Source organism: Thermodesulfovibrio yellowstonii DSM 11347 (assembly GCF_000020985.1).
In the GTDB taxonomy this organism is placed as follows: domain Bacteria; phylum Nitrospirota; class Thermodesulfovibrionia; order Thermodesulfovibrionales; family Thermodesulfovibrionaceae; genus Thermodesulfovibrio; species Thermodesulfovibrio yellowstonii.
The window spans coordinates 1,169,427-1,195,367 of record NC_011296.1 but is presented as its reverse complement, the minus strand read 5'-3'; the positions used below and the strand labels follow the sequence as shown (position 1 = coordinate 1,195,367).

The window sequence follows — 25,941 nt, the reverse complement described above, 5'->3', positions numbered from 1 at the left end:
AAAATAGTTGTCTAAACTTGTGAAGGGGGTTATTTATGCCAAAACTTAAAACTCACAGAGGAGCAGCGAAAAGATTTAAAGTTACAGGAACAGGAAAAATTATGCGAAGAAGAGCCAATAAAAGTCACTTGCTTACAGGGAAGCCTTCAAAAAGAACAAGACATTTAAGACAGATTGCTCAAGTTGATGAGACTCAATATAAGGCAATAAGAATGCTTATTCCATATAAGTTTTAACAGGAGGTAAAAATTGGGAGCGTATACAACTTATCATCCACATAAGCTTAAAAAGAAAAGAACACATGGTTTTCTTAAAAGAATGAGCACTCCGGGTGGAAGAAGAGTTATAAAAAGAAGAAGAGCAAAGGGTAGATGGAGATTAACTCCATAATCTCTAAAATTTTATTAATTCTGATAAAAATATACAGGAGGTTTGTCTCTCCATTTATGCCTCCTACATGTAGATTTATTCCAACATGTTCAGATTATGCTGAACAAGCTATAAAAAAATATGGGATAAAGGGTATTTTTCTTGCAATAAAACGAATACTTAAATGTCATCCTTTTCATCCAGGAGGATATGATCCATTAAGGTGAGGTTATGGAAAAAACAGGATTAAGAGCATTTTTAGCAGTTATTTTAAGTATGGCTATTTTATTTGGTAGTCAGTATTTATATACAAAGTACTACAAACCTTCAGAAGTTCAACAACAACCTGTGGAAGTAAAAAAAGAAGATAAGAAACAAATTCCTCAATCAGTCCAACCTGAGCCTTTAAAAAAAGAAGAACCAAAGCAGATTTCTAAGGATATAAAATATAGAGAAGTTTCTATTGAAAATGATGTTTTTAAAGTAATTCTTTCAAATGAGGGCGCAACCATCAAATCTGTAGAACTTAAGAAATATAAAGACAACAGTGGTAAACCTATTATTTTAACTTCATCTGATATTCTTCCACTTTCAATTTCAAAAGATGGTAAGTTCAATTATTCAAAAGTCATGTTTAATATAGATGATTCAAATGTCTCTTTTAAAAACTCTAATCAGGCGGTTGTTGTATTCACCTATAATGACAGCAATATTTTTTTAAAAAGAACGTTCTTTTTTAACAAAACTGATTATGTAATAGACATAAAGGAGGAAGTTAAAGGCTTTGGCAGTTACTATGTGACACTTGGGAAAGATTTTGGAATTTTTGAAAAAGAAGACTCACCTCACTGGGGACCTGTAATTTTGAAAGAAGCTGACAGGATTGAGTTGAATCCTTCAAAAATAAAAGAAACTAACACATACAAAGAAGGTGTAAAATGGATTGCCCAAGAAGATAAATACTTCTTTTCAGCTATTGTGCCTGTAACCAAGGCAAATCAATTTGTTGTTTTGCCTTATAATGGCGATGCTCTTACAGGAGTAGAATTTAATGATGGTATTAATAGCTATAGAGTATTTGCCGCTCCAAAGGAGTACGATTATCTCAAAAAATTTAATGTAGGGCTTGAACATATAGTTGATTTTGGATTTTTTTCAATTATTGCTCGTCCTCTTTTCTGGTTTCTAAAACTTTTATATAGCTTGATAGGGAATTATGGTATAGCAATAATAATACTTACAATTCTTGTAAGAATTCCTTTTATACCTATAGTGAATCGTGGGCAGAAGTCAATGCAAAAACTTAGCGAACTTCAACCAAAATTAATGCAGTTAAAAGAACAATACAAGAATGACCCTCAGCGACTTCAAAAAGAGATGATGGAGCTTTATAAAAAATACAAAATTAATCCAATGAGCGGATGTCTCCCAATGCTTCTTCAGATTCCTGTATTTTTTGCTTTATATAAGATTCTCACAATAGCTATAGAATTAAGGCAAGCACCTTTTATGTTCTGGATACATGACCTTTCAGCAAAAGACCCTTATTATGTGCTTCCTATTATTATGGGTGCTACAATGTTGATTCAACAAAAAATGACTCCATCAACTGCAGATCCTACGCAGCAAAAGATAATGTTACTTTTGCCAGTAGTATTTACATTTTTATTCCTGAGCTTTCCTTCAGGACTTGTTCTTTACTGGCTTATAAATAACTTGTTTGGAATTGCTCAACAGTTTTACATTAATAAAAAAATCAAAAAATCCGTGTGATCTCATCTGAATTTGACACAATTGCTGCTATAAGCACTCCTTTAGGAGAAGGAGGTATTGGAATAATTCGCATAAGTGGCAGACAGGCTATTTCAATTGCAAGCAAAATTTTTCATTCTCCTAAAGGAATCAATTTGCAAAATGTAAAAACACATACAATTCATTACGGTTTCATAATTGATCCTTCTACCCAAGAAAGAGTTGATGAAGTACTGGTTACTGTTATGCGAGCCCCAAATACTTACACAAGAGAAGATATTGTAGAGATAAACTGTCATGCAGGATATATTACATTAAAAAGAATTCTTGACATAGTTTTATATGAAGGTGCAAGACTTGCTGAACCAGGTGAATTTACAAAACGAGCTTTTTTAAGAGGCAGAATAGATTTAAGTCAGGCTGAATCTGTGATTGACCTCATTAGAGCTAAAACTGAACAGGCACAAAAGATTGCACTGGAACATCTTAGTGGAAGACTTTCAATAAAAATAAATGAGTTGAGAGATGCTCTCATGAGAGTTTGTGCGCATATTGAAGCATACATTGATTTTCCGGAAGAAGATATTGATGGATTCACAGAAGAAGAAATTATAAAGGAAATAACCCATATAAAAGATGAGATAAAAAAACTTATTGAAGGATATGAAGAAGGTAAGATTTATAGAGAAGGACTTACAACTGCAATTGTTGGGAAACCCAATGTTGGTAAATCATCGCTTTTAAATGCTCTTTTAATGAAAGACAGAGCAATTGTGACAGAGGTTCCTGGAACAACGAGGGATATTATTGAAGAATATGTGAATATTAAAGGAATGCCGCTCAAGATTGTTGATACAGCAGGTATAAGGCAAGCTCATGACCTTGTAGAGGCTGAAGGAATTAAAAGAACATTAAGAGCCGTTGAGTTAGCTGAGCTTGTTTTGCTTGTTCTTGATGCAAGTAGACCTATTGATAGTCTTGATGAAGAGATAATAAGCAGGATTACTCAAAAAAGATTAATTGTTGTAATAAACAAAAAAGACATAAAAAACAAAGAGTTTCAATTGCCTGATTTTCTTAAAAATAAGCCAACTGTGGAAATTTCTGCTTTAAAAGGAGAAGGAATAGAAGAATTAAAAGAGCTTATTTTTAAGACAACCATTTCAGGCAAGTATGAGCAAGAGGGATTAGTGGTAACAAAACTAAGGCACAAATTAGCCCTTGATAGTGCATTGAATGCTTTAGAAAACGCATTTCAAAGTTTTAAAAATAAAGAGCCTCTTGAGATTACTGCTATGTTTCTCAGAGAGGCTCTTGGCTTTCTGGGTCAGATTATTGGAGTTGTTACTACTGAAGAAATTCTAAATTTAATTTTTAGTGAGTTTTGCATTGGAAAATAATTATTTATTTTGCTGTGGTTGTATAGATTTCCCTCCAATTAAGGACTGATTAAGTATTTCTTGTAAAGCTTTTTCATTAATCTCTACTTTATGTTTCTTTTTCAAATCATCAATATAAGTGTTAAACCAATCCTGCTGTTTTTTTGCTTTAAGTTGTTCAATGAGTTGTCCTTTTATTTGTTCAAAATCAATTGGATTACCCTTGACATCTGTAATTTTAAAAATATAAAGCTCTCCCTTGAAAGTAAGAGGCATGCTGACCTGTCCTTTTCTTAGGCTGAATGCAACATTTTCAATCTGGGGATTAAGTTGACCTTTTTTAAAAAATCCAATATCTCCACCAGATGCTTTTGTTTTCTCATCTCTTGAAAGTTCTTTTGCTATTTTGCTAAATTCTTCACCTTTATCTATTCTTTCATAAACTTTCTTAGCTTCATCTTCATTTTTTACTACAATTTGACTTAATCTGACTTCAACCGGCTTAATAAACATGTCTTTATTTTTTTCATAGTATTCCTTAGCATCCTGTTCAGTGACCTGCTGGAGTGTTTTAATTTCCTGCTCAAGTAACATATTGATTAATGTAATCTTTTTGAATTCTTCCATTCTTCTTTTAAATTCTTCTGATTTGGCCAGATTTTTTTTCTTTGCTTCTTCATATAAAACTTCTCTTTTAATCAGTTCGTCTTTCAGACGATTAACGCCTTCAGGTGAGGCAAGAAATGCTTTTGTCTGTGGTGGAAGACTTTTAATATCTTCCTGAAGTTCTTTTTTTGTAAGTTTTGATGAGCCTGCTTTTACAACTACTTCATCACTTTTACTGCATGCAAAAAAAAGTGAAAAAATTGTAAAGATAACAAAAATTTTTAAATACTTCATGCTTCTTCTCCTTTCAAAAATTTCTTTAATTTAACATTAAACAAAAATTTTAAGCAAATTCTTTTGTGGTTCAATATGCTAAAGGTGTGTTTAAAATTTTCAGGGGTGAATAGTTCAGAGAGCAGTGATATTGCTATGTAATACGGGGCGACGCCTTTCTTCTCATTCCAATATGCAGCGAGGAATTTACTCCTTTTAGTAGTCCCCCTTGCTATTGTTTTGGGTTACAGAAAGGGGGTGTCATTCCGAACAAAGTGAGGAATCTCATCCGATATACCATTGAAATTTCTCAATTTGTAAACTTGGAGAGGATTTCAATTTTTGCACATAAAAGCTGTTAAATTCTGAGAGAACAGAGGAAGCTTTTATTTTACTGAGTAGGCGCGGAGGGGATCGAACCCACGACCTCTTCCGCGTCAAGGAAGCGCTCTCCCACTGAGCTACGCGCCTAAAACTTTTGCAATATAACTGTTTTCTCTTTATTTTGTCAACCTTTTTCTCTGTCATTGTGGTTACAATAATAAAATGTCACACGTTATTACTAAATTAAAATGTCACATTAGTGTTATTCTTCCTCTTTTAGGATTTGACACTAAAGGAGGAAGAAAAAGTGAAAAAGTATTATTTAATCTCGGAGGAAGAGTTGAAAAGATATGAAGTTTTAACTCAAGCTCTAAGAGGCTGTATCACTCTTAGGCAAGCATCAGAGATTCTTGGACTTAGTTACAGACAATGTTTGAGATTGAAGGAGAGATTTCAGAATGAAGGATTTGAAGGACTATTTCGTAAGAGTACTCCTCATGCAAATGCTCTTAAAGTTACTGGGGAACTAAGACAAAGTATTCTGAATTTGAGAGAGAAACTCTATTGGGACTTTAACATACTCCACTTTAAGGATAAACTTAAGGAGAATCATGAAATTGACCTAAGTTATGAGACAGTAAGGAAGATACTGATTGATGCAGGATTACATGAAGAGAACAAGAGAAAGAGGATGTACAGGAGACGTAGAAGGATGCCAAGAGAGGGAATGCTTGTCCAGATGGATTCATCACAACACCGTTGGATTGAGGGAGTAAGTGAGCCTTGGTGGCTTGTAGCGATGGTTGATGATGCCTCTGGGTGGGTCTATGCTGAATTACATATACTGAACCCCTTCAAAAGTGGACACGGTCAATTAGTAGAGGTTAAACTTTCTGCATAAGCAGAAAGAAAAGACTTTATAGGGGGGCAGTATAAATGAAACAAAGGAAGTGGACAGCAGAAGAAAAAATGGCGATAGTTTTGGAAGGAATTAAAGGAGTCAAATCTGTAGCTGACATCTGCATGGAGCACAAAATAAGTCAAGGACTTTATTATCGCTGGAGAGACAAATTTTTGGAAGGTGGAAAAAAAGCTCTTAACAGTGGTAGTGCTGATGAAAGCATTTACAGAGCAGAGATAGACAAGCTTCAGAGAATCATAGGGAAACAGGCAATCCAGATAGAGATATTAAAAAAAACAGAAGAACTGTTAGGGAGAAAATAGAATTGGTTAAGCAATTACTCAAAGAAGGCTATACAGTGAAAGAGTCTTGTAAAGCATCGGGATTATCAAGAAGCAGGTATTATAGTTTTATTAATCTCAGAGAGATTGAAAAATCTAATAAAATAAATGAGTTAGAGATATTAGAGGAAATAAAAGCTATAAAAAGTGAGCATCCATTTTGGGGATACAGGAGAGTGACAGCATGGTTAAGGCACAGGGAAGGAGTTCTGATTAATCATAAGACAGTAAGCAAGATAATGAAGGAGCATGGATTACTTGCAAGCCAGACAGTTCATAAAGCTAAAAGGAAATCTGAGGGAAGAAAGCCCAGAGCTCAAAGACCGAAAGAAATCTGGGGAATTGACATGACCAAATTTATGATACCTTGTATTGGACGGGCATATTTAGTAGTGGTGCTTGACTGGTATACGAAGAAAATAGTGGGTTGGGAAGTATCATTAAGGGGAAGGACGGCTGAATGGATGGCTGCATTGGATAAGGCATTACAGGCTGAATTTCAAGACGGGGTAAGAAGCAGAGGATTAAAGCTTGTTAGTGATAATGGCAGTCAACCAACAAGCCGAGCATTTATGAAGGAAATGGCAGTGCTTGGAATAGAGCAAATATTTACATCTTATGACAATCCTAAAGGGAATGCTGACACTGAGAGGGTAATAAGGACGATAAAAGAGGAATTGATATGGCTAAATGAGTTTAGAAGCCTTGATTAAGCAAGAAAAATAATAAAGTATTGGATAAAGAATTGTTACAACAGGCTTTATGTGCACAGTGCTTTAGGATATTTATCACCAGAGGAGTATGAGTTAAAATACTACAGGGAGCAGCAGAGAAATGTTGCATGAGGCTCTATAAATTGGAAGACTAAAAAGTGTCCTCAAAAATGGGGTGCAGTACAGGGCATTGAGCCCCTCGGAATGACAAAAAATAAGTGACTGGAATGAAAAAGGAAAAAGAGCAAATAAAAAAGGCGGGGTGAATTCCCCGCCTTTATGGTTGGCAAACACGGTGCAGTGTTTGAGATCCCTCGGCTTACGCCTCGGGATGACTTAAAGAGGGAAGCCCCTCTTTAAGTCAATTAGAAGTTGAGCTGGATACCGTGTCTTACTGCCCAGGCATCATCAGCGTCTCTGTTGTTTCCACCTGTGCCGAGCTTGTAAGCATCACCAGCCCAGAAGTATCCACCTTCTACCCAGTAAGTGAGACCTTTGTCAATCTTATAGGTTACCTTTGCATCAACTTCCCAGCCAAGATCTTTGTCTGTAAGAGCGTTACCACTTGCGTCAGTTGCTCCATTGATAGCAACTGCCTTATGAGCTCTTAACCAGTAACCATAAAGCTCAGCTTTGAGGTCCTTTGTAATGTCATAGGCACCGCCAAGTTTTACATACTGAGTATTGCAGAGACCATTTAACTTACTATAAGAAGAACCAAAATTACATGCTGATGGAGTTAAATATTCGTAAACAAATGTGTAGTGCTGTTCTGGTCCGAGTGCTGTGATGAATGCTTGATTTTTATTATCATTGCTACCTTCCTTCTTATCACCACTACCAATTGCGTACTCAGCTGTAAGAGTTAATGGAATACTCTTGAATTTGTAGTCAAGACCTGCTAATGCTGCCCAGCCTTTGAGTTTTGTATCATCTACTGTAGGATAATCAACTTTACCGGTCTGAAACTCAACATCTGCTCTGAAGCCAAGACCTGTTCCTGCAATATCATCATAGTTTCCTCTTAAACCAAAATTCCATAGATGAAGTGGGGTATTATCACTCGGAGAACTAAGAGTATTTCCGTACTGTTGATGATCAATGTAGGTAATATCAGCGCTTAAGCCCCAGCCTTTTCCTGCATAGGCTGCAAGAATTCCATATGCAGTGGCATCATCATTATAGTTGATTGTTCCTTCTTTAAATTTTATTGTGTGAGCGGCAATGGTGAGCTCTTTTACTGGCTGAACGAATGCAAGAATAGCGTCGTCACCATAGTAGGTGTGGTCAAAGAAGAGTCCATAACCAAGCTTAATGAGCTGTTTTCCGACCTTTACACCGGCTGGAACACCAAGAAGTCCACTACCCTGATACTGAATCCATGCCTGACGAATGTAGAGATTGCTTTCATCATGCCAGTTACCAACACCATAAACACCCCTTGGTCCATTAGCTCCAGAACCCCAATTAACATTTTCACTCTTGTTATCTGATGTTCTGTTACTTTCAATTTCTACATATCCTGTTGTATTAGGAGATACCTTTGCTTCAAGATTGAGTCTTACGCGGTAATCATAGTAAGAAGTGTTGCCTGTTTCAACACCATTCTTTGTACCTGTCCCTTCTTTTGCCTCTTTGTCATCAACAACTGCTAAATTGCTTCCATACATTCCTCTGAATCTCAACTCACCGCCGAGGGTTATCTGGGTTTTGCCTTTTGCGATTACTGCTGTTGTGTCTGAGGGAATTTCTGCTGGTGCAGAGTAAGAAATGGCTGCAAAGCCAAGAATAAGAACCAATACAGCTAAAATACTTGCATATTTTTTCACTTCCTAACCTCCATCGGTTAGTTCAGTTACACCGTCAAAGACGGTGGTAAGACAAGAGATTCCTCGGGCTAAAGCCCTAGGAATGACAAACTGCCTATCGTCTCACAAGGACGCTTAGGAGTTCCCTCGCTATCGCTCGGGATGACTCCTGCAGGAGATTCCTCGTCGTTCCTCGGAATGACAGGATAGGTAACTCATTTCGGAATTACTCTATTTTCTGTCACTCTGAGGGACATCGTCCCGAAGAGTCTCCCTACTGCTTGCACCGTGTTTACCTCTCACCTCCTTTTTGAGTAAGTTTTTGAATAGTTTATCACACTTCTCCTCCCCTGTCAAGAGGGGATTCCTCGTCGCTGTCGCTCCTCGGAATGACAGCGCATTTTGTCACTCCGAGCGATAGCGAGGAGTCTCTTCTGCTCAGAGGGAGGAGATTCCTCGGCACTTCGTGCCTCGGAATGACAGAAAAAACTGTTAAAGAACAACATTAATGTACTATGCAATTTTTCTGCCAGAGGGCGAGTATTGAATTTTAAGGATTTTTGTTCTGGTTGAATGTATCCTTTTGAATACACTTTGTTGAATTATAGAGACATAGAGGAGGAGATTCCTCACTCCGTTCGGAATGACAAGAAAAAACAATCCTTGGAATGACAGAAAAGGGAACGCTCTTTGCAATGACAGAAAAAGGGTTCCTCGGAATAACAGGAACAGGCGGAATAATAGGAAATTGGATGCACTCAGAATAATGCGCGGGAGGGGCATTAACAGGATGACAAAAGAAGACGGAAGGATTCTCTTTTTGTCATTCTGAGGGGTCTCAATGACCCCTCAGAATCTCTGAGTTGTTCCATTACTGGAAAAGTGGGTGAGTGGTAAAAAATAAATCATGTTATAATTTATTTATGTCAATGCTAAATAAGGCTGTTTTATATCTAAGAATGATAAAAATTGAGCACAGTGTTTTTGCCCTTCCATTTGCTTTTGCAGGTGCGTTGCTTGCTGCAGGAGGAATTCCAGAACTTGAAAAAGTTCTCTGGATTACTGTGGCAATGGTTACAGCAAGGGCATCTGCCTTTGGATTTAACAGGATAATTGACAGAAAAATTGATGCCCTCAATCCAAGAACTGCTCAGAGAGAAATTCCAGCAGGAAAAATTAAACTCTGGGAGGCTTTTTTATTCACTGTTGTCAGTCTTGCAGTTTTTATATATTCTGCATGGATGCTTAATCCCCTGTGTTTTAAACTTTCACCTGTAGCAATCTTTATACTTTTTATTTATTCCTATACAAAAAGATTTACATGGGCATGCCATTTTGTTTTAGGCTTGGCTCTTGCACTTGCTCCTCTTGGAGCATGGATTGCCATAAAGGGAAGTTTTGACTGGGAAATTATTTCAATGGTGCTTACAGTAATATTCTGGCTTGCAGGATTTGATACTCTTTATGCACTCTGGGATGTGGAGTTTGATAAAAAATACGGGATATATTCAATTCCCCGAATTTTTGGTGTTAAAAAGGCGATATACTTTGCAAGGCTATTTCATTTTATTGCGTGGGGTTTTCTCGCTATAACAGGTTTAATTTTTAAGCTTAACATATTTTACTGGATTGGAATGGCTTTAGTTGCCCTTTTGTTTATTCGTGAGCATTCTCTTGTAAAGCCGCATGATATTTCAAAACTTGACATAGCCTTTTTTAACATGAATGGCTATATAAGCATAACTGTATTCATCTTTACTGCAATGGCTATTCTGATAAAAATTTAGGAGGTTGGTGTGGGAAAAACCTTTATAGTCAGAGCACAGTATCTGCTTACTATGAATAAGAAAGATGAAGTAATTGAAAATGGTGCTTTGGTTGTTGAAGATGGAAGAATTAAGGATGTTGGTGAGTTTACAGAAATTTTAAAGAAATATAAAGACCCTTCAATTCCTGTTTATGGCAATTCCTATTCAGCACTGATGCCAGGATTTATAAACACCCACACCCATGCTGCTATGGTTTTATTCAGAGGGATTGCCGATGACCTGCCTCTTAAGCAGTGGCTTACAGAGCATATATGGCCTAAGGAGGCAAAATTTCTAAGTCCTGAGTTTGTCCATGATGGAACATCGTTGGCATGCATTGAAATGCTAAAAAGTGGAACAACAACTTTCAATGATATGTATTTCTTCACTGAGGCAATTGCTCAGGCAGCAAAAAAGCTTGGAATAAGAGCTGTTGTAGGGCAGGGGGTTCTTGATTTTCCCACAGCCTCAGGCAAAGGTGCTGATGATTATCTTGCCAAGGCAAAGGAATTCATTGAAAAATACAAAAGTGATGAACTCATACTGCCAGCAGTTGCACCTCATGCCATTTATACGTGTAGCAGGGAAACACTTCTTAAATCAAAAGAACTTGCATTGAAAAATAATGTGCCCATTCATATTCATTTAAGTGAAACATTTCATGAAGTTGAAGAATGCCTTAAAAATAATGGTAAAAGACCTGTCAAATATCTGAAGAATATAGGATTTCTTGAAGGCAGAATAACCGCAGCCCATTCAGTGTGGCTTGATGATGAGGAGATTGACATTATGGCAGAGAGAAATATAGGAGTTTCCCACTGCATAGAAAGCAATCTTAAGCTTTCAAGTGGGATAGCACCTGTGGCAAAAATGATTAAAAAAGGTGTGAAAGTTAGCATGGGGACAGATGGTGCAGCAAGCAATAACAACCTTGACCTCCTTGAAGAAATCTCAATAGCTGCAAAGGTGCAAAAGGGAATAACAGCAGACCCGACTGTGCTTGATGTAAAAACCTGCATGAAAATGCTCACAATATGGGCAGCAGAATCACTGGGAGTTGAAAAAGAAATTGGAAGCATAGAAACTGGTAAAAGGGCGGATTTGGTGCTTATGAATCTTAGAAAACCTCATTTGCAGCCAGTTTATGATATATATTCCACAATAATTTACTCTGCAAAAGCTTCAGACATTGAAGATGTCTTTGTTAATGGTATTCTAGTAATCCTTAACGGAAGGCATCAGTTTATTGATGAGGATGAACTGATTGACAAAGCTATCTGGTGGGCTGAGAGAATCAGAAATTCATAAAGTCTTTAATATAAGTTAAATATTTATTTACATCAGGAAGCTTTTTAAGAATTTCTTCACAAATTCTTATTCCGAACGGAGCGCAAAATCCACATCGTTTCCAATGAGGAGACCCCTCTCTATCGCTGGGGGTGACAAGAGGGGGCATTCCTAATAGAGTGACCGCGGAAAGAGGAATCTCTCCTTTTTCCTAATCATTATGTTTTTTGGTCATTCCGAGGCACATCCGTGCCGAGGAATCTTTTCTTTTTTCTATAACGGAGTAAATCAGAGATTCTTCGGAGGCGTTGAGCCCCCTCAGAATGACAAAATGAAGTGTCATTTTGAAGAACGTTCTATTCTTTCAATCTTGACTCTGATTGATTCTCTCATCTTCCTGCAAAAACTTTTCTCTGGATTTTAAAATCAATTGAATTGTGAATAACTTTACATTCAAACATTTTTCGTAATTCTGAAATTCTGTCATAAATAACTTTACCCTTTCTTATAATTTCTTCAAGAAGAATCAAATTTTTTGTCCGATTTAATACTAAAAGGTCAATTTTGTCAGTTTTAAGCTGCTTTGTTAAAAAAACATGTAAGGAAAGCTCTTCATCCAAGGAAGGATTTGAAACAAAATAAACTGCCAGATCAATGTCACTTGTTGGAGCATAATTACCTTCAGCATAAGAGCCGAATAAATAGGCGAATTCTATTTGAAGTTTATCATGGTAGTTTTCTAAATTTATAAACGCTTTTTTTAATTTTGCTTCCATTTCCATGTGTTAAAGTAGCATAAATCTTAATCTTTAAGCAACTCATATAAAAGCATCTCAAGGCTGCAAGAGCGAGCCTGCCTTAATGAAAGATTTGTTCTGTAAAGCAGATTATAAACACTTGGGTCTGCATTAACTCTGTTTGTATAATACCAGTTTAATGCACCCAAAATCATATCTGGCTCTGTATTTTGGAGTTTATCAATCAACCTGTATGCTCTTTCTTTGTCTTTTTTCTTTATTGCATCAATAAGATCAAAGGCTGTGAATTCACCAAGTTCTGTCAAAATATCTTTAATATCAAAAAGCCCAATGTGAGATTTATCTGTCAAAAGCGATATTTTTTCTATCTCAGACGAAATTAAACCCGGCTGCCCTCCTGTTATGTCTATCAAATAGTAAATTGCATCCTGCTTTAGCGTGATGCCATTCTGACTTGCCTTATACGCTATCCATGTTGGTAAATCTTCTTTCTTTAGATCAAGATTATAAAGGAGAGAGTTTTTATCTTTTTTTAAATAGGCTATCTCATCAGATATTTCTTTATATGAAGCATTACAAAGAAGAATAAGACTGATAGAGCTATGCACCTGTGATGTAATTTTTTTGAGCCATTCAATTCTTTTTTCAGTCTTTTTTATTTTTTCAAAGTTGTAAATTAGCAGAACTGTTTTTGAAGAAAATAAAGATGGTGAGGCGAAAGATGTGATATCAAGTTCTTCAGGAGATTCATAGGTCTCAATTACTACTGGGTCAAAGTTTTTACGGACAAGCCTTGTAACCTCAAACAGAAGAAAAGTATCCTGAGCATAGCAAAAATACATTCTTTTTGGGAGTTTTTCTTTTATTTCCTGTTCAAGTTTTTCTATTTCAAGCATAATTTTTATTGAATTTCTTGAAGATTTTCTTCTTTTTTGTTTTCCTCTGTCTCAAAAATAAGTTTTCTTACCATATCATCGCATATATCCCTTATTAAAGACTCAATTGCAAGGTCTCTGTCTGCAATGATGCTTTGTAAGTCTCTTGTTGTTCTGAAGAATGTTGTAAATGGTGAAGCCGGTGCAAATTCTTTCTTTATCTCCTTTCCTTCGTAAAGAATTGCTTTAACATCAATTATAATCTGATATTCAACTGTATTAAGCCCTATCTCTGAAAGAGTAACCAGACGATAATTTTTTATCTGGATGTCAAGCACTCTGTCAGCGGAAGAAGTGATTGTAAAACCATTGTCAACAAGTGCCTGATAAGCAATCTTTCTCATTTTATCCTGTAACCCTGGCTCAAGGGTGAGATTGTCAACTTTTCTCAGATATATTTCCTGAAAAGGCAGGTCAGCTTTTGTGTGAATGGTATATCCGCAACTTAGTGTTAAAAGATTTAAAAATAGTAATGCCGTGATAAAAATTTTTTTCATAATTTAATCTCCTTGCTGTATGACTCTATAAAATGTTTTATCTGTCTTATAAATTCTTCCACATCAGTTAAATTATTCCTTACAATATTAAACAGTTCAGATGGAGTAATCTCTCTATAAAAATGTACCATTCTATTACGATAACCTGCCATCAAGAAAAGTTTTTCTGACAGTTCCTGATTAACTACTCCTTTGTTGCCTAATTCTTTGGCGATTTTTTTGTATTCAAGCTCTTTATATCCATAAGTTTTAGCAAGGATATGTCTGCTAATGTCAAACATAGCCTCAAGGGTTCGCCTTAAATAGCTCTCTACATAAGCCGGGTTTCTTTTATCAGAGAGAAATTCCTCTTCTGAAATGCTTTGAAAAATTTTCAATTCATTAAGACATTCCTCTATAAAGCCAATTAAATCAACTATTCGCTTTATATTCAAACTGGAAATAACCATCTTCAATTGCCTCTAATACATCTTTTATGAATTCTTTTTGTTTAAAACTTAAATCAGAAGCCTTTTTCATTACAAGCTCCTCATACTCATCGGCAAAATCTTCATCTTTTGCATAGATGCGTACGCCCTTTATAATTTCATACTGAAAAAGTGAATCCTGTTCATGCATAAAAACAAGGTCTATCTCAAAGGGTTCAAAGACAAAGCAAAGGTCACGATAGAGTTCACCGTAGGTTTTTATAATGTTTTCAGGAATTTCTTCAAAAAGCACTGCTATGTCAAGGTCAGAATAAGGCTCAGGTTTTATATCTTCACCATGAAGATATCTCTCACCTAATTCAGCCTGTGAACCGAAAAGATAAATCAAGGAAATTTTATATTTTTCTGCGATTTCATTAATGAGCTTCATAAAATCAAACAGGATTTTCAGCTTTAATTATTATAATGTCTTTGAGATGTTTCGCAATAGAAGTTGCTAACATTCGTGAAATATTTAAAATTTCAATACCTATCATACTACCTTTCTCATCATACTCAATTCTGATATTTTCGGCTACTTCTTCAGAATCTATTGCAATTCCCTCTTTCAGGGATAAATAAAGAATATCCTCTTGTTCATCAAACCATATTTTTATATTCTTATCCATCTGTTTTTCTCCTTAGCTTTTATCTCTTTCTCTATGTTTTTACAAGGATAAACAGTAACTATTTTAAAATTCTCTTCACTTTTAGTATAAACTACTACAAGATTAGTTTCAAATTCCTGAATTTTAACCTTTGAGATGCCTACGAAAGTACGATTTACAATATCATAAAAGGTTAGCTCTGCATTAATCAAAACTCTCTCAATTAAAGTTTTATCAATTTTTCTCTCCTCTATTTTGGCAAGAGCGTGTTTGGAATATTGAATTTTCAATTTGCTACCACGATGTTTACAAGCTTGCCTTTTACAGGGATGACTTTGAGGATTTCTTTTCCATTAACCCACTGTTTTACTTTTTCGTCATCAAGGGCTATTTTCACTATTTCCTCATCGCTCATACCTTGAGGAATCATTATTTTTGAACGAACTTTGCCGTTTATCTGAACCACAAGCTCTATCATCTGTTCACGGGCAAGTGCTTCATCATATGTGGGCCAGGGTTCATTTAAAATAAAACCCTCCTCACCAATTTCTCTCCAGAGTTCCTCTGCAATATGAGGAGCGAAGGGACTTAAAAGTATAAGAAAGTTTCTTATGGCGAACTTGAATACTTTGCGTTCTTCCTCAGTTTTTGGTTCATATCCATAAACTTCATTTACAAATTCCATCAGACGAGCGATTGCTGTGTTGAATTGGTATTCCTTTTCTATGTCAAGAGTAACACGCTTAATTGTTCGGTGGATTAGGCTGATAATAGGTGAGATAGGGGATTCCTCGCTCTCACTACGTTTGGGCTCGGAATGACAATAAAAAGCAGGTTCAGCATGACCTTCCTCTGTCATTCCGATGGAGCTTGCCTCTGACTCACTTATATGTATCTCTCTTATCCATTTATTGTGTTTAAAAATAAGAGCATACACTCTTTTTAAAAATCTGTGAGCACCTTCAACTCCCTGAGAAGACCATTCAAGGTCTTTTTCAGGAGGTGCTGCAAAGAGGGTAAAGACCCTTACTGTATCTGTTCCATACTGCTCAATCATTTCATCAGGGTCAATAATGTTTTTCTTTGATTTGGACATTTTCTCAACTCTTCCAACTGTGACAGAACTTCCACAATGAATGCATTTTCCATCTTTTACTTCCTTTGGAAAGAGATAATCATGCTCAGGACAACGGTAACTTTCCATGCAAACCATTCCCTGTGTAAGAAGTCTTTCAAATGGTTCATCAAAAGGAACAATACCAATGTCTCTGAGCACCTTTGTAAAAAATCTTGCATAAAGTAGATGAAGCACTGCATGCTCAATTCCACCAATGTATTGGTCAACAGGCATCCAGTATTTTATTTTTTCTTTGTGAAATGCATCTTCATTTTGCAGGGAGCAGTATCTTACAAAATACCATGAGGAATCAACAAATGTATCCATAGTGTCAGTTTCTCTTCTTGCCTCTTTACCACAACGGGGGCATTTAGTTTTATAAAACTCCTCAACATACTTAAGAGGAGACTCACCTTTACCTGTTAAGCTTATATTCTCTGGCAAAATCACTGGCAGGTCTTTTTCAGGCACTGGAACTATTCCGCATTTTTCGCAATAAATTATGGGGATAGGGGTACCCCAATATCGCTGTCTTGAAATTCCCCAGTCACGAAGTCTGTAATTAATAGTTTTTTTACCAAGCCCTTTTTTCTCAATGTAATCTGCAACTGCTTTTTTGCCTTCAGAGGATGGAAGCCCTGAAAACTCTCCTGAATTAACCATTACACCTTCATCTTCAAATGCTTCGTTAAGAGGCTCTGAAAGTTCAGAATCCTTAGGTTTTATGACAACTTTTATTGGAATTCCATATCTTACAGCAAACTCAAAGTCTCTCTGATCATGGGCTGGAACACTCATTATTGCTCCTGTTCCGTATTCCATAAGAACAAAATTGGCAATCCAGATGGGGACTCTCTCTCCATTTAGAGGATTTATAGCGTATTTACCTGTAAAAATTCCTTCTTTTATCTCTGGCTCGCGCTGTAACTGCCTTATTCTTCTTAATGCCTCTTTATCTTCACAGAGTCTATCAGCCAAAGGATGCTCTGGAGACAGACACATGAATGTTACACCAAAAATTGTATCTGGTCTTGTTGTAAAGATTCTTAAAGCCTCATTCAAGCCTTCAATTGGAAAATCAACTTCAACTCCCTCACTTTTCCCAATCCAGTTACGCTGCATGGTAAGCACTTTTTCGGGCCAACCAGTAAGTCTATCACAGTCTTTAAGAAGTTCTTCAGCATAGGCCGTGATTTTCAGAAACCACTGCTCAAGTTCCTTTTGCTCAACCTGAGTTTCACATCTCCAGCAAGCGCCATCAATCACTTGCTCATTAGCAAGCACAGTTGCACAAGAAGGACACCAGTTAACAAAGGATGATTTTCTATATGCAAGACCTCGTTCATAAAGTTTAAGGAATATCCATTGATTCCACTTATAGTATTCAGGACTGCAAGTAGTAACCTCACGCCTCCAGTCATAGCTTAAGCCAAGTTTTATGAGCTGGTTTTTCATATAATCTATGTTTTCATATGTCCACTTCGCAGGATGCACTCCATGTTTTATTGCAGCATTTTCTGCAGGAAGTCCGAAAGCATCCCATCCCATCGGATGAAGCACTTTTAAGCCTTTCATTCTCTTGTATCTTGCAATAACATCACCAATTGCATAGTTACGAACGTGTCCCATGTGAATTCTTCCTGATGGATAAGGAAACATCTCAAGGCAGTAGAATTTTTGTTTTGAGCTATCTTCATTTACTTCAAAAAGTTTATTTTTTAGCCATTCATTCTGCCATTTAGTCTCTATATTTTTGAAATCGTAATTCTGGTTCATCACACCTCCATAAATGTATTATTTGCAGTATTATATAGAGAAAAATCACAAAAATTCAAACAGTGAAGATACCTGAAATCATTAATAATCCAAGAATTATCAGAGAGACTCCTATGAGATAATTAATCCACCTAAAAATTTTCATGAATTTTCTTAGATATCGCATGACTGTATCAATTAATAATGAAGAAATCAGGAAAGGTATGGCTATTCCCATAGAGTAAGCTCCCAGCATTTTTATTCCTGACACAATACTGCCACTCATGCTTGAATAAATAAGAATGCTGCCAAGCACAGGACCAATGCAGGGAGACCAACCAGCGGCAAATCCTACTCCTATAAGAAATGCTCCTACGGGAGTACCAAATTTCTGCGCTTTAACATTTAATCTGAATTCTCTCACAAAAAAACCTGACTTTATTAGACCTATGAGAACTAATCCAAATAAAATAAGAAAAACTCCACCTATTATTCTTAAGTAATCCTGATAATCAAAAAAAAGTGTTCCAATGAAAGAACTTCCGACTCCAAGAGCAAGATAAACTGTAGAAAAACCAGCAATGAATATTAGAGTATAAATAAAAATACGCAAACGAGAATTGCCCACTGACAATTCAGCTGTAGAAAGTCCTGAAAAAAGTGAAATGTAAACAGGAAGTAATGGGAGAATACAGGGAGAAAAAAAGCTTATAATGCCACCTAAGAAAGCAGCTGTAAAAGTTACTTCATTCATCTACTACACTCAGATGGGTCTCCCTTAAGTTTGTCAATGGCATGGGGAAGGGCATCTATGATAACTTCAAGGCATTCTCTAACAGCCTTTGGACTACCCGGAAGATTTATTACCAAAGTTTTTCCTTTAATTCCTGCTACTGCTCTTGAAAGCATGGCAGTTTTTGTTTTAGCAAGCCCCACCAATCTCATTGCCTCAGCAATACCTGGAACTTCTTTCTCAATAATCTCAAGAGTTGCATCAGGTGTAACATCTCGTGGATGTAACCCTGTTCCACCATTAGTTAATATGAGGTCTACTTTATCAAGCTCATCAATTATTGCCTTTTTTATTAAATCTTTCTCATCAGGAACAATTTTGTAGGAAATAACTTCTGCCCATGATGAAACCATGTCTTCAATAACTTTCCCGCTTAAGTCTTCTCTTTGTCCTTTTGAACTTTTGTCAGAAACAGTTATAATTGCAACTTTGTATTTCATAGTTTTATTATTTCATCTCCCACTTTAATTTTCCCACCTTTTATTACTTTGGCAAATACTCCTTCTCTTGGCATAATGCAATCTCCCACTATTTTAAAAATCTCACATTTGCTGTGGCATTTTTTGCCATGCTGAGTTATCTCTAAAATTATCTCACCAATCTTGAGTTTTGTTCCCACTGGAAGAGTTGATAAATCAATACCTTCGGTGGTAATGTTTTCGGCAAAGTCTCCATAATTAAGATTTAAGCCCTTATCCTTCATTTTTTGGATACTTTCCTGAGATAAAAGGCTTATCTGTCTATGCCAGTGAGAGCCTGCATGGGCATCTTCCTTTATTCCATAGTTTTCAACAACTATGGCTTCTCCAATAGGCTTTTTTGTTGTGCCTTTTGTTTGGCTGATGTTTATTGAGACTACTTTTGCAGACATATCACAATTATAAAATATCAACTAATGAATAAGCAAAACAGGTTTTAGTGAATTCTTTATAACTGACTCAGCTACACTTCCGATTATAATTGCTTCAGTATAAGACCTTCCCTTTGAACCTATTACAACAAGGTCTACATCTTTGGATTTCTTGATTATTTCATCTGCAGGAATTCCTGAAAGAATTTCATAATTTAAAGTTTTGTTTACTTTTTTAAATTGTTCCTGAGCGTTTTCTTTTAAGTAATCAATATATTTTTCTATTTCTTCAGGTTCTTCAATAATGCCTTTAACTTTTTGTTCAGGCACAACATGTAAAACTCTCAATTCACTATGCCATTTTTTCGCTATAGTTTGAGCGATAGTTAAGGCTCTTAAAGAATGTTCAGAAAAATCAATAGGACATAGAATCTTTTTTATTTTGATATATTCTGGATTTATTTCTTTAAAATCTTCTCCTTTTACAATAAGAACAGGCACTTTAAGTCCTTTAAGAATTCTTTCAGAAGTAGAAGGTCTTGTAATATGTGTTTTAAACCCTATTACAGCAAAACTGTTTTCATTCTTTATGACTTCCTTAATGCTTTCAATTAGTCTGCCAAAAACAACTTTGACGTCAATATTAGTTATATATGGAACAAGTTGTTCTGCCAGTTTTTTTAATTTTTCTTCTATTTTTTTCTTTTCTTTATTAATGTAAGGTGTTAAATATGCTGGTGGAGTCAGTGTATATTCCATAATATGAAAAAGGCAGAGATTCCTGCAATCAAAAGTTTGAGAAAGCCATACTGCATGCGAAAGCACCAGAGGTGTAGCTGATTTAAAATCTATGGCAACATAAATTCTTTCTATATTCATGTTTTCAAAGGCTTCCCAAGCTTTTCTTCAACTGACTTAATTTTTGCTTCAATTCTTCCTTTAGCACCTTTTCTATCATCAATCTTTATATCAATAACCACTCTTTCCACTTCATTCATTAATATATCCCGACATTTTTTTATCAGTCCTATTACTTCATCCCATTCTCCCTCAATAATTGTTCCCATTGCATGAAGTCTGTAGGGAAGTCCGCTTTCATCAACTACTTTTATAACTTTTGCTACATATTGACTGACACTTACCCCAACTCCTAAAGGAATTATACTAAATTGTGCAATCATTTTTTACCTCCTTTAGAACTTTAACATATTCCTAATAAACATCTCCAGAAACTTTTACTGTTAAGTCCCCAAGCATGTTTGTATAACTACCAAGTTCATTGTCATACCAGCCATATATCACTGCCTGGGTTACAGGAATTTGTAATTTATCAGTAACAGGTGAGCCAATGTTACACATTTTTGATATATCAAGTGTAATCATGGCGGTTCTTGTGTGTGTTTCGCTACCTTCAATTATTGCTGCTGGTCCGAAAAATCCAATTATGTCCGTGGATACTTTCTGATCATCAGTGAAAAGCAGATATCCTCTTTTTTCTCTTTCAGCAGCCTCCTGATAGATTTTATTTATCAGGTCTCCATCAATAATATTGCTTTCTTCATCTCTAAAAGCTACAACGAGTATTATCAATGAACCTGTCACAACAGGAACTCTCACTGATTGAGCTATAAAACCAATATTTTTCATCTCAGGTAAAACAAGTGCAAGCGTTTTTGCTGCACCAGTGCTTGTAAGTATTATGTTGTTCATAGCAGAACGTATTTTTCTTAAATCCTTTGCATCAGTTTTAGGTACCCTATCAAGCACCTGCTGAGATGCTGTTACTGCATGAACTGTTGCCATTGAAACACTGAGAATTCTTTCTGCACCGAAATAGTCAAGAAGTGGTTTCATCATATGGGCAAGGCATGTTGTTGTACAAGAAGCACCTGAGATGATTAAATGTTTTTTACTTTCATACATTTCTTCATTTATTCCCATTATTACTGTTACTGCATCATCTGGAATTTCCTTAGCTTTATCTTTTATTTTAAAAGGTGCGCTAACCAATACTTTATATGCTCCTGACTCAAGATGTCCTCTTACAGAACCTTCCTTTAAATCCGATGGCAGCGTAGGATCAAGAAATTTTCCTGTTGTATCAACCACAAGTCTTACGCCGTATTTCCCCCATCCTATATCCTTTGGATTTCTATTCTCTGTAAGAATCTTTACTGGAACTCCATCAATAACAATTATGGAATTTGCTTCATCTACTTTTTCTATAACTGATTTTGAATGATAGCCATAAAGATAGTTATGAAGCCTGCCATATGTAGAGTCATGCTCAATATAGAAAGCCACATCCTGCAATGATTTACCAACCTTTCTACCAAGATTAACAACAATCTGAGAGAAATGCTTTCTACCAATATGATGCCATAGGGTAAGTTTACCAATTCGTCCCAATCCATTAATACCCAGAATAGATTCAGTCATTTTAAACCTCCTTGTTTAATTTAAAAATACTCAGATGAAAGATAAATGGTTTGTGTTAAATGTTTACCAAGATAAACCATACCATTTCTACCGTCAATACTTATAAAATCTCCCTTTTTAAGTATTCTCTTGCCAATTCTACACTTTTTATCACTCTGATATACTGTCATTTTTGAAAAACCAACCACACATGTTTTGCCAAGTTTTGTAGCTATTATAGACGCATGGGATGTGGAACCTCCTCTGGCTGTAAGTATTCCATCAGCAGAAGCAATATGCACTATATCATCAGGAACAGTATCTGCTCTTACAAGAATAACAGGAGTTTGCGCATCCTGTTGTTTAAACTCTTTTATATCATCCACATCAAAAACAATTCTTCCAGATGTTGCTCCACCACTTACGCCTATCCCTGTTCCAAGTCTGTTTTCATTCAGCGATTCTGTCGGAATAAACACTGTCATAAGCTCTCTTTTAGCATAACTCATCTCTCTTGTTTGAAGAATATATAAATCATTTTTACCTCTTCCCTCAAAGGTAAACTCTATTTCCTGATGATCCCATCTTTCTTTATAAATCAGTCTTTCCGCAATCTCTATTAAAGATTCATAAATTTCAGGGAAAGCTTCTTCAAGGGATTTTTCATTTATTCTTCCTTCAATTATTTTTTGTTCTATTGAAATCGGATAAGTTTTCACCAGTCCTGAAACAATATCTTCACCTTGAGCTCCTGTAGTATAATCTCCCCATAATACAAGTCTATCCATGGATTCTTTTGGATTTCTTGTAAACAAAACACCTGAGCCTGCGTTTATATCAAGATTGCCAAATACCATTTTTTGAACTACAACAGCTGTTCCCCAGTCTTCAGAAATCCCAAGAATTTCTCTATAAGCTTTAGCCTTATTTGAATACCATGAGTTAAAAACCTGAGAAATTGCTATTTTAAGCTGCTTCCATGGGTCTTCCTCTATGTAAATACCCTTAGATAAAATAAAGTCTCTATATGCTATGGCAACTTCTTTCATCTGCAAAGGAGCAAATTGAATTTTAAGTTCTGCTTTATATTTTTTCTTGAACTCATTGATTATACTGTCAAATTCATCTCTATCCAATCCAAAAGACATTCCCCAGCACTGCAAAAATCTTCTATAACTATCCCAGGCAAACCACGGTTTACCTGTTTGCTTTATAAGTCCTTCTATGATTTTTTCATTAATTCCAACATTTAAGAAAGAGTTCATCATTCCAGGCATTGATATTGCTCCACCACTTCTTACAGAGACCAATAATGGATTTGATGCTTCACCAAAAGTTTTTTTCGTAAATGCCTCCAGTCTTTTAATTGCTGAGTGAATTTCTTTATTTAAATGTTCTTTAACGGGTTCAAAATTATTTATTGCTTCCTTGCATCTGAAAACTTCTGTTGTTAGAATAAATCCTGGTGGCACAGAGATTCCCTTAGATGCAAGTTTAATTAAGTTATGTCCTTTGTTGCCGAGATGAATTCTATCATTAATTTCTTCTCTCGGATGATAAATGTCACACAGAATTTTTTTAGGGTCATAAGTCATTAAAAGGTCAAGGTCTTTGTATTCAAGTTTTTCTGCCTGATTGTATGAAGCTTTTATAATTCTACTGATAAGTCTGTCAAGCTGGCTTAAACCAGGATACTGGACCACCATTTCTCTTAAAAATTTTTCTGAAAGAGCATTTATTAGCTCAAACTCTTCAAGTTCAGTTTTTTTAATATTTTTTGAAATTTTTATCACTATTTTTTTAAGCCATTTTTTATAGGGCGCGGTGCAGTAAGTATTGACTATGTCGCTTACTGATTCTGTAAAATTTCTAAAAATGTCCATATATTGCGAAAATGTGAATCTCCTTATCTCCAGAGCTACGGAAAGCATTGAAAGAGTATTAATGTATTTTTGAGAAGAAATCCCATTAAGTTCAAGAATTTTTCCGAAAAGTTTAAGATATTTTTCTATTCTGAAAAGAGTCGCTCTTGTAATGAAGCTAAGGTCTATAGACTGTTCAAGCTCATCAAGGAGTGTATTAAGCAAGCTTTCAAGTCGTAAATAAACAGATAGAGCATTAAATTTTCTTTCGCTATATCTTCCTGATACAGAAGGGATTCCTGCAACTATATGTCTTTTGTGGGTTATGTCTTCAAAGGCTTCATATTTTTCAGGTGAAACTATAATATTTTTCAGGATTTCAAGATATGTTACAGTAGATTCCACTTTTTTGAATAAAGAATGTTCTGATAAAACTTCAATTAAAAAACTCGCATCAGGTAATCCATGATAAAAAGCTTCTTTTAAGAAACTTTCAACTTCTTTGCAGTCTGTTTTATATTTTGCATAAAGTAGCTGATATAGCCTTATCGCTAAAACTGCTTTAGTTTTAATGATATCTGTGACAGGATAAGATTCTATTTTATTGACTATTACATCTATTGAAGTTGAAAGAATTTTCTCTATAGACCCAAATTCTTTTGAATTCAAAAGCCTTTCAAATAAATGCTGAAGTTCCTTGAAATGCTCATCTATAAAATCAAGCTCTCTTAAAACTTCTTCTGGAATATAGTCTACCAAAATTTTTCTTTCACCTGTAATCCAGAATTCTATTATTTTTTCCATTACATCAACCAGCAAAGGACTGCTTTCTACATGAATTTGTTTTCTTATAAAATGCATAAGAGGATCTTTTCTTTTAAAAATTTCATCAACCTGTGTAGAAACTGTTCTTAAGTGTCCTTCTGCATTTATTTCATTAAAATAAACAGGAATTTTTTTTAAAAGTGGTTTGACTAAATAAAATATCTGAGAGATATCTGAATTAAGAAATTTTGTTATTTCTCTTTGGAAAAGATCTGTATCCTTTACATGAATACCTCCAAAAAATAAATAAATACACAGGGCTGATATGAGGTCTTTTGAGTCTACAGGATTTTTTGAAATTAAATTAAACCATAATTTTAAATTAATTAAATGATAACGATTAACATTTATCGTGTAATTGTTATAAAAGCCTTTAAATTGAGGGGCATGAAATCCGAGTAATATCAGATGTTCTATATAAGAATTTAGAATTTCTTTATTGTTTGATTTATAAACAGCATCGCCTATATCTTCAAGTGAAAACATTACAGCATCGGGAAATATATAGAAAAATTTATCAAATTGAGAAAAAACAATATCAAAAAAAGTAAGAAATTTTTTAATATCAAGTTTTTGTGACTGTAGTAAGAAATTTTTTATAATTCTTCCAAGTTCTCTAAGAGAAAACTCGTGAATTTCTCTTAACTGTTGATTTTCCATTATCCATAGTAAGTAATAGGCTGTAACTTTCAGATTAAGCCAAGAATTACCAGAATCTGAAAGTTTTTTAGGAATTTCTCTGAATTTGTTGAAAATTTCTTTATCAGAAGGAAGACTAAGAAGTCTATTAATGTCAGTAATTTTTGAAATTTCTTCAACTGTTGTTTTAATTTCCTTAAATAAAGACTCACAGAATGGCTTTATTAAATCTATTCCTTCAATAGAGAATTTTTTAAAATACTCATCAGGGGAAGGAATTGACAGACACAATGAATAAAATGTCTGAATATACTTTTGATAAAGTTTTATAAAGGAATTCATTAATTGAGAATCTTTGATTTCTTTTTTTATGATTTCTTTGCCTATATTTTTCAAAACTCCAAGTTGAGGGATATAATGGTAGAGTTCAATGGTGTTTAAATATTCAAAAATATCTGAAATAATTTTTCTGTAAGAGCAGTTTTTAACCACCTCTTCTTCTTCAAGAAGTTTCATGATAATTTTCAAAATAGCCTTTAAAAATGCTTGTTTTTCATCACTTTGTTGAAAACCCTGAATTAAATAATTAATTAATGTGCAAGTTGCCTCATATCCATGAGAATTTTTTAAATAAAAGCCTGCGTATTTTATATAATGATTTTCTATTTCCTGTGCTATTGTAAGAGAATAAGTTGAATGCTTTAATTTTTCAATTAAATTTACGGCATTTTTCAGAACTCCAGGATAGGAAGAAAAAATACTGCTTATTTTTTCAAGCTCTCTCCAGATGACCTGTTTCATTTCCATTTAATTATATCAAAAATTTATAGGAATCAAAAGTTCTTGTATGTTAAAA

The 25,941-nt window shown here is 35.1% G+C and carries 25 protein-coding genes, 1 tRNA gene and 1 pseudogene; 9 read left to right on the top strand and 18 right to left on the bottom strand.

Annotated features, from left to right (window positions below; genetic code table 11):
• Positions 1-35: 35 nt before the first annotated feature.
• The 5 genes from rpmI to mnmE are packed head-to-tail and all read left to right on the top strand — an operon-like array spanning position 36 to position 3,521.
• Positions 36-236, top strand: coding sequence for a 50S ribosomal protein L35 (rpmI, locus tag THEYE_RS06055; RefSeq protein WP_012545453.1), 201 nt, complete (start codon positions 36-38; stop codon positions 234-236).
• 13 nt (positions 237-249) lie between these two features.
• The gene (rpmH, locus tag THEYE_RS06050; RefSeq protein WP_012545609.1) at positions 250-390 is read left to right on the top strand and encodes a 50S ribosomal protein L34; all 141 of its coding nucleotides are present in this window, start codon (positions 250-252) and stop codon (positions 388-390) included.
• Complete coding sequence (gene yidD, locus THEYE_RS06045; protein WP_012546583.1) at positions 372-596, top strand: membrane protein insertion efficiency factor YidD; 225 nt, start codon at positions 372-374, stop codon at positions 594-596. Before rpmH ends, yidD begins: the two co-directional genes overlap by 19 nt.
• Positions 597-600: 4 nt before the next feature.
• A complete protein-coding gene (gene yidC / locus THEYE_RS06040) occupies positions 601-2,142 on the top strand; it encodes a membrane protein insertase YidC (protein ID WP_012545913.1) in 1,542 nt (513 codons plus the stop codon).
• Positions 2,139-3,521 carry a tRNA uridine-5-carboxymethylaminomethyl(34) synthesis GTPase MnmE gene (gene mnmE / locus THEYE_RS06035; protein WP_012546495.1) on the top strand — a complete coding sequence of 461 codons (1,383 nt, stop codon included), beginning with the start codon at positions 2,139-2,141 and terminating at the stop codon, positions 3,519-3,521. Before yidC ends, mnmE begins: the two co-directional genes overlap by 4 nt.
• Here mnmE and THEYE_RS06030 read toward each other — a convergent pair whose 3' ends face one another.
• Together THEYE_RS06030 and THEYE_RS06025 are read right to left on the bottom strand one after the other, a co-directional pair.
• Positions 3,522-4,400, bottom strand: coding sequence for a peptidylprolyl isomerase (locus THEYE_RS06030; RefSeq protein WP_012545595.1), 879 nt, complete (start codon positions 4,398-4,400; stop codon positions 3,522-3,524).
• 378 nt (positions 4,401-4,778) lie between these two features.
• A tRNA-Val gene (locus tag THEYE_RS06025) sits at positions 4,779-4,850 on the bottom strand.
• 160 nt (positions 4,851-5,010) lie between these two features.
• Between THEYE_RS06025 and THEYE_RS06020 the strand changes: the two genes are divergently transcribed.
• The gene (locus tag THEYE_RS06020) at positions 5,011-5,604 is read left to right on the top strand and encodes a helix-turn-helix domain-containing protein (protein ID WP_012546271.1); all 594 of its coding nucleotides are present in this window, start codon (positions 5,011-5,013) and stop codon (positions 5,602-5,604) included.
• A 35-nt stretch (positions 5,605-5,639) separates the two neighbouring features.
• Positions 5,640-6,790 (top strand): annotated as a pseudogene (locus THEYE_RS06015) (IS3 family transposase).
• 233 nt (positions 6,791-7,023) lie between these two features.
• On the opposite strand, the gene THEYE_RS06010 reads toward THEYE_RS06015, so the two are convergent.
• Positions 7,024-8,487 carry an alginate export family protein gene (locus THEYE_RS06010; RefSeq protein ID WP_012545756.1) on the bottom strand — a complete coding sequence of 488 codons (1,464 nt, stop codon included), beginning with the start codon at positions 8,485-8,487 and terminating at the stop codon, positions 7,024-7,026.
• A 902-nt stretch (positions 8,488-9,389) separates the two neighbouring features.
• On the opposite strand from THEYE_RS06010, the gene THEYE_RS06005 reads away from it, so the two are divergent.
• Both THEYE_RS06005 and THEYE_RS06000 read left to right on the top strand, forming a co-directional pair.
• The gene (locus THEYE_RS06005) at positions 9,390-10,253 is read left to right on the top strand and encodes a UbiA-like polyprenyltransferase (RefSeq protein ID WP_164924843.1); all 864 of its coding nucleotides are present in this window, start codon (positions 9,390-9,392) and stop codon (positions 10,251-10,253) included.
• Positions 10,254-10,262: 9 nt separating this feature from the next.
• Complete coding sequence (locus tag THEYE_RS06000) at positions 10,263-11,582, top strand: amidohydrolase family protein (protein ID WP_012545535.1); 1,320 nt, start codon at positions 10,263-10,265, stop codon at positions 11,580-11,582.
• Positions 11,583-11,950: 368 nt separating this feature from the next.
• Here the strand turns inward: THEYE_RS06000 and mntA are convergent, their stop codons facing one another.
• From mntA to THEYE_RS05925, 15 genes are read right to left on the bottom strand one after another with little or no spacing between them, the layout of a single operon-like run.
• A complete protein-coding gene (gene mntA / locus THEYE_RS05995; RefSeq protein ID WP_012545157.1) occupies positions 11,951-12,343 on the bottom strand; it encodes a type VII toxin-antitoxin system MntA family adenylyltransferase antitoxin in 393 nt (130 codons plus the stop codon).
• 20 nt (positions 12,344-12,363) lie between these two features.
• Positions 12,364-13,215 carry a DNA polymerase III subunit delta gene (holA, locus tag THEYE_RS05990; protein WP_012545757.1) on the bottom strand — a complete coding sequence of 284 codons (852 nt, stop codon included), beginning with the start codon at positions 13,213-13,215 and terminating at the stop codon, positions 12,364-12,366.
• Between the two features lie 5 nt (positions 13,216-13,220).
• The gene (gene lptE / locus THEYE_RS05985) at positions 13,221-13,751 is read right to left on the bottom strand and encodes an LPS assembly lipoprotein LptE (protein WP_012545934.1); all 531 of its coding nucleotides are present in this window, start codon (positions 13,749-13,751) and stop codon (positions 13,221-13,223) included.
• Positions 13,748-14,200: a type VII toxin-antitoxin system HepT family RNase toxin gene (hepT, locus tag THEYE_RS05980; protein WP_012545150.1), complete on the bottom strand. Its 453-nt coding sequence runs from the start codon at positions 14,198-14,200 to the stop codon at positions 13,748-13,750. The genes lptE and hepT overlap by 4 nt, the downstream gene beginning before the upstream one ends.
• The gene (locus THEYE_RS05975; RefSeq protein WP_012546607.1) at positions 14,163-14,609 is read right to left on the bottom strand and encodes a nucleotidyltransferase domain-containing protein; all 447 of its coding nucleotides are present in this window, start codon (positions 14,607-14,609) and stop codon (positions 14,163-14,165) included. Before THEYE_RS05975 ends, hepT begins: the two co-directional genes overlap by 38 nt.
• Before the next feature lie 4 nt (positions 14,610-14,613).
• A complete protein-coding gene (locus tag THEYE_RS05970; RefSeq protein ID WP_012545314.1) occupies positions 14,614-14,847 on the bottom strand; it encodes a DUF2283 domain-containing protein in 234 nt (77 codons plus the stop codon).
• Positions 14,832-15,116: a DUF4258 domain-containing protein gene (locus THEYE_RS05965; protein WP_012545735.1), complete on the bottom strand. Its 285-nt coding sequence runs from the start codon at positions 15,114-15,116 to the stop codon at positions 14,832-14,834. The genes THEYE_RS05970 and THEYE_RS05965 overlap by 16 nt, the downstream gene beginning before the upstream one ends.
• Entirely contained in the window at positions 15,113-17,719 is a 2,607-nt protein-coding gene (gene leuS / locus THEYE_RS05960; protein ID WP_012546871.1) for a leucine--tRNA ligase, read from the bottom strand. The genes THEYE_RS05965 and leuS overlap by 4 nt, the downstream gene beginning before the upstream one ends.
• 55 nt (positions 17,720-17,774) lie before the next feature.
• A complete protein-coding gene (locus THEYE_RS05955; RefSeq protein ID WP_012546387.1) occupies positions 17,775-18,452 on the bottom strand; it encodes a cytochrome c biogenesis CcdA family protein in 678 nt (225 codons plus the stop codon).
• Positions 18,449-18,931 carry a MogA/MoaB family molybdenum cofactor biosynthesis protein gene (locus THEYE_RS05950; protein WP_012545311.1) on the bottom strand — a complete coding sequence of 161 codons (483 nt, stop codon included), beginning with the start codon at positions 18,929-18,931 and terminating at the stop codon, positions 18,449-18,451. The genes THEYE_RS05955 and THEYE_RS05950 overlap by 4 nt, the downstream gene beginning before the upstream one ends.
• The gene (locus tag THEYE_RS05945; RefSeq protein ID WP_012545911.1) at positions 18,928-19,362 is read right to left on the bottom strand and encodes an MOSC domain-containing protein; all 435 of its coding nucleotides are present in this window, start codon (positions 19,360-19,362) and stop codon (positions 18,928-18,930) included. The genes THEYE_RS05950 and THEYE_RS05945 overlap by 4 nt, the downstream gene beginning before the upstream one ends.
• A 21-nt stretch (positions 19,363-19,383) precedes the next feature.
• Positions 19,384-20,220, bottom strand: a complete 837-nt coding sequence (locus tag THEYE_RS05940) for a universal stress protein (protein ID WP_012545028.1) — start codon at positions 20,218-20,220, stop codon at positions 19,384-19,386.
• Positions 20,217-20,522, bottom strand: coding sequence for an MTH1187 family thiamine-binding protein (locus tag THEYE_RS05935; protein WP_012545454.1), 306 nt, complete (start codon positions 20,520-20,522; stop codon positions 20,217-20,219). The genes THEYE_RS05940 and THEYE_RS05935 overlap by 4 nt, the downstream gene beginning before the upstream one ends.
• Before the next feature lie 31 nt (positions 20,523-20,553).
• Entirely contained in the window at positions 20,554-21,780 is a 1,227-nt protein-coding gene (locus THEYE_RS05930) for a type I glyceraldehyde-3-phosphate dehydrogenase (RefSeq protein ID WP_012546756.1), read from the bottom strand.
• A 20-nt stretch (positions 21,781-21,800) separates the two neighbouring features.
• Complete coding sequence (locus tag THEYE_RS05925) at positions 21,801-25,892, bottom strand: PEP/pyruvate-binding domain-containing protein (protein WP_012545209.1); 4,092 nt, start codon at positions 25,890-25,892, stop codon at positions 21,801-21,803.
• Positions 25,893-25,941 lie beyond the last annotated feature (49 nt).